This window comes from Pantoea sp. CTOTU49201, assembly GCF_032054795.1.
Classification (GTDB): domain Bacteria; phylum Pseudomonadota; class Gammaproteobacteria; order Enterobacterales; family Enterobacteriaceae; genus Pantoea; species Pantoea symbiotica.
In genome coordinates, this window is sequence record NZ_DAMBSA010000278.1 from 1 (window position 1) to 6,518 (window position 6,518).

Below are 6,518 nucleotides of genomic sequence, written 5' to 3' on the forward strand. Positions count from 1 at the left end.
ACCACTTCGCCGCGCAGCATCACCACCACGCGATCGGCGATTTCTGCCACCACGCCCATGTCGTGGGTGATGAACAGCACCGCCATCTGCTTCTCGCGTTGCAGATCGCGCAGGATATGCAGGATGCGCGCCTGCACCGTGACATCCAGCGCGGTGGTCGGCTCATCGGCAATCAGCAGTTGCGGATCGCAGGCCAGCGCCTGCGCAATCATTACGCGCTGACGCATGCCGCCCGACAGCGAATGCGGATAGCTTTTCATCACCCGATCGACATCGGCAATGCGCACCTGGCGTAGCAACTCACGGGCGCGCGCCTCGGCCTGACTTTTGTCGCAAATCTGATGATCCCGCAGCGCTTCGGTCAGCTGATCGCCGACGCGCAGCACCGGATTGAGCGAGGTCATTGGCTCCTGGAAAATCATCGCCATTTCACGACCACGCAAGGCACGGCGCTGCGTTTCAGTTAGCGTGGCAAGCTGATGCGCGTTGCCCTGACGATCGCGAAACTGCATGCTGCCGCGATCGATACGCCCGGATGCGGCCAGCAAGCCCATTACCGCCAGCGAGGTGACCGATTTACCCGAGCCACTTTCACCGACCACGGCGACAATTTCGCCCTGATGAATGTTAAAACTGATGCCTTTCAGCGCCTGATTTTCGCCGCTGCGGCCGCGAAAACTGACGCTGAGATCCTGAATCGCGAGCACCGGCGCTGAACCGGCAACGCTGGCGGCGTTGGGTGTAAGTAAAGTGTCCGTCATCGTTGCTCCGCGTGCGGGTTACAGCCAGATTTGGCCTTGAGCGTAAGAAAGGAAGGGCGAGCTATCGGCGGCCAGCCAGATTGGGCCATCGAGATCGACATGTTCCGCAGCAATCGCCACCGGCAGCGCCGCTTCCATCGCCAGTGAAGAGCCAAGCATGCAGCCGACCATCAACCGCATATCAAGCTTCTGCGCCTCATCCACCATCGCCAGCGCTTCGGTCAACCCGCCGCACTTATCCAGCTTGATGTTGATCATCTCGTAGCGATTACGCAGCTGCGCGATGTCTTCACGTGTGTGGCAGCTCTCATCGGCACACACCGGAATCGGGTGCGTGAAGCGTTGCAACTCCTGATCCTGGCCCGCCGGCAGCGGCTGCTCGACCATCGCGATGTTAAAACTCGCCAGCGCGTTGAACAGGCTGGGCAAATCCACGCCCGACCAGGCTTCATTGGCATCAATGATTAAGGTGGCGCGCGGTGCGGCCTGACGAATAGCGGCGACTTTTTCCAGAATCTCGTCGCGATTGAGTTTGATTTTTAGCAGGATGGCGCCGCGTGATACCGCATCGGCAGCGGCGGCGGCCATGTTCTCGATGGAATCGAGGCTGAGGGTTTCGGCGGTGATCACCGATGGCGGCTGACGACGCTCGCACTGTTGCCACAGCGTGTGCTTCGCCAGCGCGGCATCAAGACGCCACAGCGCGCAGTCCAGCGCATTACGCGCTGAACCAGCAGACAAGCGGCTTTGCAGATCGAGGCGGCTCAGGCCCGCTTCCATGTCGGCGCGCAGCGCTTCCAGTTCGGCGTTGACGCTTTCTGGCGTTTCATCGTAGCGCGGCGTTGGCGTACATTCGCCGCGGCCAATAAAGCCGTTCTGCTCCAGCGTCACGCGAATCACCGTGACCGCCGTGCGTGTGCCGCGCGAGATGGCAAACGGACGCGCCAGCGGCAGCTCCAGCACTTCAATCTGCATGCGCCGCATAATTAGCCACGCTCCTGCAGCAGCGCGGCGATATCCGCAATGCCGAAACGCACCGGATCGGTGGCTGGCACGCCGAATTCTGCGCTGATTTCTGCGCAATAGGCGCGCGCTTCTTCTTCGCTGTAGTTCGAGGTGTTGATGGCGAAACCGGCCAGCTGTACCGCGTCGCTGGTAACGTGCGCCGCGCGCAGGTTGGCTTCGACGCAATCTTTCAGGCTGACCATCGGCTGATGCGGCAGATGACGCATATGCGGGCGGCCCATTTCATGGCACATCACCAGCCAATGCGGCTGCGCACCGTGAATCAGGCCCATGCTGACGCCAGCGTAGGATGGATGGAACAGCGAACCCTGACCTTCAACGATATCCCAGTGATCGGCGTCATTGGCTGGCGACAGCGCTTCAACCGCACCGGCGATGAAGTCGGCAATCACCGCATCAATCGCGATACCTTCGCCCGCCACCAAAATACCGGTCTGGCCGGTGGCGCGGAAATCGGCTTTCATGCCGCGTTCGCGCATCGCGGCTTCCAGCGCCAGCGAGGTGTACATCTTGCCTACTGAGCAGTCGGTGCCGACAGTAAGTACACGCTTACCTGTGCGCTTCTTACCACTGCCTACTTCTAGCTTTGGACGCATGTGGCGCAGGTCGAACAGCTCAACGCCGAACTCTTTGGCCAATGCCACCAGCTCCGGCTCATCCACCAGACGATGGTGCAAACCGCTGGCAACGTTCATCCCGGCAGAGATGGCGCTTTTTACCGTGTCGAGCCAATGCGTGGGCAAGTAACCACCGGCATTCGCGGTGCCGAGCACCAGCGTTTTAGCACCGCGCGCTTTGGCAGCGGCAATGTCGAGGACGTCAAGGCCCAGCGTGACGGTGCAGCCCGGCAGTTTGATTTCGCCAACGCACTGCTCTGGACGCCAGACGTGGATGCCGCGGGCAGTTTTAGCGGCCAGTGGATCGGTTACGTCGCCGAGGAAGAGTAAATAAGGTTGTGGGATCAGCATGATGTTTCTCGTTTCAGACGGTTTATAGGGCCTGAATTGACTATTTCATGCAGGAGATGGGGTGACGAATGCTTGTTTAGTTACGGGGTATAACGTGCGGCTATAGCCAGATCGAAATCTGATGGCTGAAGGGTTTTATCAGCGAGTTAGGGGAAAAATGGGGAGATTAGCGGCTGGAGAGATAAGAAAACAGTTGATAACCACAGGTCGATCCCTGACCGCGATTATCGAGGGTATTCTGTTAGCGCTGGATTAATGCTGTGCGCCTGGCGGTACGTGCTTGAAGGTTTCAACATAAGCATTAAACACGTAGCGGAAAAAGCGTTTCATAAGGCACCTGGTTCAAAAATTGTTGAAGAAATACGCAAAAAGTATAGCCTCTGAGCGTTTTTACCGCAATTATTTTTGAAGTAGATCACATAATGGGGGTTTGGTGCGGATGTGAAGAAGAGGTCACCATGAATGGCGACCCTACAATTAAAACCAACCTAAGTGCTGGCCCAAAATGGTGCAGCCGATGCTGATTAACACTACACCGCCCAACACTTCGGCCCATTTGCCCATCACCGGACCGATAAATCGGCCAACCAGCACGCCGGTGGTCGCCATAATAGTGGTAGCGGCGCCGATGGTGACGGCGGTCATGATGATATTCACTTGCAGGAACGCCAGGCCAACACCGACGGCCAGCGCATCAAGACTGGTGGCGACAGCAGTTAACGCTAGCACCATAAAACCGTGACGCTGCGGCGCTTCGCACGGCTCATCGGCGGTTTGACGGAAACCTTCCATCATCATACGGCCGCCCAGCACGGTTAACAGCACGAACGCCACCCAGTGATCCCACGCCATGATGTAGCGGCTGGCCGCAAGACCAATTGCCCAGCCAATCAGCGGCGTTAACATCTCGATGACGCCAAAGATCAAACCGGTACGCAGCGCTTCTTTGAAATTCGGGCGATGCAGCGATGCGCCTTTGCCCAATGCTGCGGCGAAAGCGTCCATCGACATGCCAAAGGCCAAAATCAGGGTTGCGATAAATGTCATGGGTTTTCAATCAATGCTGCGGAACCGGCGCTAAAGCCGCTACTTATCCGCATTTATTGTTCAGTAATGAAAAAGTGCGCGCAGTCTAACACGCAAAAACGGCAAAAAAAAGACAGTAAAATCAGGGATTTAAGTATAGCAAAGGCTATAACTCTTAACTTTCGCTATTTTTGACGCTAAGTGAATGGAATAGAAGAAATTTCTTAGAGCGATTCGGCACGGGGATTGCACCGTAGCGCGGTTTTATGCGCTAATGCCCGCGCTAACTGATTTGGAAAACCACCATGAATAACCCATTCGAAACGCTGATCATCCCAGGCGGCATTCTGCTGCTGGGCTTTCTTTCTGCCCTGCTGCTGCCCGCGCCTTCATTTGGTATTGAGCTGGCAAAACAGCTACAGGAAAGCCTGCATCTGATGGATGTTAATCAGCTGTATACCATCGTCTTTAGTTTGTGGTTTTTATTACTGGGCGCGATTGAGTTTTTCGTGATTCGCTTCCTCTGGCGCCGCCGATCGCGCTGATCATTTTTCCGGCAAGGTGATGCATTTTTCTTCTGGCGGGCATCCGCGTCCAAGCTGAAATTCATCACCACAAAAATGTAACATTACTTTTACACGATATGGCGAAATATCGCGCAACATAAAATCCGCATAAATAATCAATTTAGTTAAAAACCATAATTTTCAACACATTAAAATGTGACGCACCTCACTCACCGTTTTCAATCCCACCAAAGGCACTCACAATAGCGTAACAACTGCATTACTCTAACCGTCTGATTAAGAGATAAAAATCCCTTATGACCGCGGGGTTGAGCTGATTAATTCTTATGCTGAATCATTTCCGCCTTTAAAAAATAAACAAACGTTTAATTCCGATACGAGAATGTTATATTCGGATGCATATGCATAACGTGCAGTTAACCGTTATCGTCCCCATGACTTATACCTGAGTCTTAACCTTTGAGAGATAGCGCCACGCGCTCGAAAGAAGCGCGGCTATTTCGCCTGCGAACCTGTTGAGCTTCAGGTCAACAGAGAGAGGAGATGTCGCCTCATGAGTACTACTGCGGTAAATCTGGCGCTCGCCGCCGCTGGCATGGAAAGTGCAAACCTTCAGGAACGAAAAGACGTCGACGTACTGCTGATTGGCGCAGGCGTGATGAGTGCGACTTTGGGCGCATGGCTGCAAGATCTCGAACCTGACTGGTCGATTGAGATGGTTGAACGTCTTGATGACGTGGCCGTTGAATCCTCTAATGGCTGGAACAACGCCGGAACCGGACACGCCGCGCTGGCGGAGCTCAACTATACGCCGCAAAAGGCGGATGGCAGCATCGACATCGCCAAAGCGGTGGCGATTAACGAATCGTTCCAGATTTCGCGCCAGTTCTGGGCGTATCACGTTCAGAAAGGCAACCTGCGCAATCCTAAAAGCTTTATCCACAGTACGCCGCACATGAGTTTCGTCTGGGGCGATGATAACGTTGAATTCCTGCGCAAGCGTTTCAATGCGTTGCAGAAAAGCACGCTGTTCCGTGGCATGAATTACTCTGAAGACCGCGATCAAATCACCGAGTGGATTCCGCTGGTGATGAACGGCCGTGACAGCAAACAGAAAGTGGCGGCCACCTGGACCGAAATGGGCACCGATGTGAACTTCGGTGAAGTAACGCGTCAGCTGATTGCTTCTTTAGAAAAGAAAGCCAATTTCCGCCTGCGTCTGCGCCAGGAAGTGCATGATATCAAACGCCTGAGCGACGGTCGCTGGCAGGTCACGCTGCATAATCTGGCCAGCGGTGAAAATCGCGTGCTGACCACGCGCCAGCTGTTTATCGGTGCGGGCGGCGCGGCGTTACCGCTGCTGCAGAAATCCGGCATTCCGGAAGTGAAAGGCTATGCCGGTTTCCCGGTGGGCGGTTCATTCCTGGTGACGGAAAATCCTGACGTCGTTAAACAGCACATGGCGAAGGTTTATGGCAAAGCCAGCGTCGGCGCACCGCCGATGTCGGTGCCGCACGTCGATACCCGCGTGCTGGATGGCAAGCAGGTGCTGCTGTTTGGGCCGTTTGCGACCTTCTCTACCAAATTCCTCAAGCAGGGTTCGCTGCTGGACATGTTCGGCGCAATGAATACCAGCAACCTCAAGCCGATGGTGCAGGTTGGTCTGAAGAGTTTCGACCTGGTGAAATATCTGGTTGATCAGGTTTTGCAAAGCGACAGCGATCGTATGGAAGCGTTACGCGCTTACGTGCCGCAGGCGAAGCAGGAAGACTGGCGTTTAGTCACCGCCGGCCAGCGCGTGCAGATCATCAAGAACGATGCCGTTGAAGGCGGCGTGCTGCGTCTCGGTACCGAAGTGGTGACCTCGGAAGATGGTTCGATTTCGGCGTTGCTGGGTGCATCACCGGGCGCCTCCACTGCCGCGCCGATTATGCTTGAGCTGATGGCGAAAGCCTTCCCGGAACAGATGCGTTCACCGGAATGGCAGACCAAAATCCGCATGGTGATCCCATCGTGGGGCCGCAAGCTGAACGGCGACGTCGCATTGACCGAGAAAGTGCTGGCTGACACCAGCCGCGTGCTGCAACTCGATTACGAGCCGGTGATTACGCCTGATGCCGCTAACGATGAAGCGCGCGAAACGGCGCACGTTGTGGGGAAGTAACAAGGTAGTTCTAGCCTGGTCGCCTTGAATGGCGACCCTACAAATG

6 protein-coding genes are annotated in these 6,518 nt (G+C 55.5%); 2 read left to right on the plus strand and 4 right to left on the minus strand.

The window, feature by feature from the left end; genetic code table 11:
• From RTY00_RS17450 to mntP, 4 genes are all read right to left on the minus strand, one after another.
• Window positions 1-761, minus strand: a 761-nt coding sequence (locus RTY00_RS17450) for an ABC transporter ATP-binding protein (protein WP_312665278.1), incomplete at its 3' end; no start/stop codon positions are given.
• Window positions 762-779: 18 nt separating this feature from the next.
• A complete protein-coding gene (dgcA, locus tag RTY00_RS17455; protein ID WP_312665279.1) occupies window positions 780-1,745 on the minus strand; it encodes an N-acetyl-D-Glu racemase DgcA in 966 nt (321 codons plus the stop codon).
• 2 nt (window positions 1,746-1,747) lie between these two features.
• On the minus strand, window positions 1,748-2,755 hold the full coding sequence (dgcN, locus tag RTY00_RS17460; protein ID WP_312665280.1) for an N-acetyltransferase DgcN: 1,008 nt from the start codon (window positions 2,753-2,755) through the stop codon (window positions 1,748-1,750).
• Window positions 2,756-3,232: 477 nt separating this feature from the next.
• Window positions 3,233-3,802: a manganese efflux pump MntP gene (mntP, locus tag RTY00_RS17465; protein ID WP_061719827.1), complete on the minus strand. Its 570-nt coding sequence runs from the start codon at window positions 3,800-3,802 to the stop codon at window positions 3,233-3,235.
• Window positions 3,803-4,086: 284 nt separating this feature from the next.
• On the opposite strand from mntP, the gene RTY00_RS17470 reads away from it, so the two are divergent.
• Window positions 4,087-4,326 carry a DUF1158 domain-containing protein gene (locus RTY00_RS17470; protein WP_007891898.1) on the plus strand — a complete coding sequence of 80 codons (240 nt, stop codon included), beginning with the start codon at window positions 4,087-4,089 and terminating at the stop codon, window positions 4,324-4,326.
• A 535-nt stretch (window positions 4,327-4,861) separates the two neighbouring features.
• Complete coding sequence (gene mqo / locus RTY00_RS17475) at window positions 4,862-6,472, plus strand: malate dehydrogenase (quinone) (protein ID WP_312665281.1); 1,611 nt, start codon at window positions 4,862-4,864, stop codon at window positions 6,470-6,472.
• Window positions 6,473-6,518 lie beyond the last annotated feature (46 nt).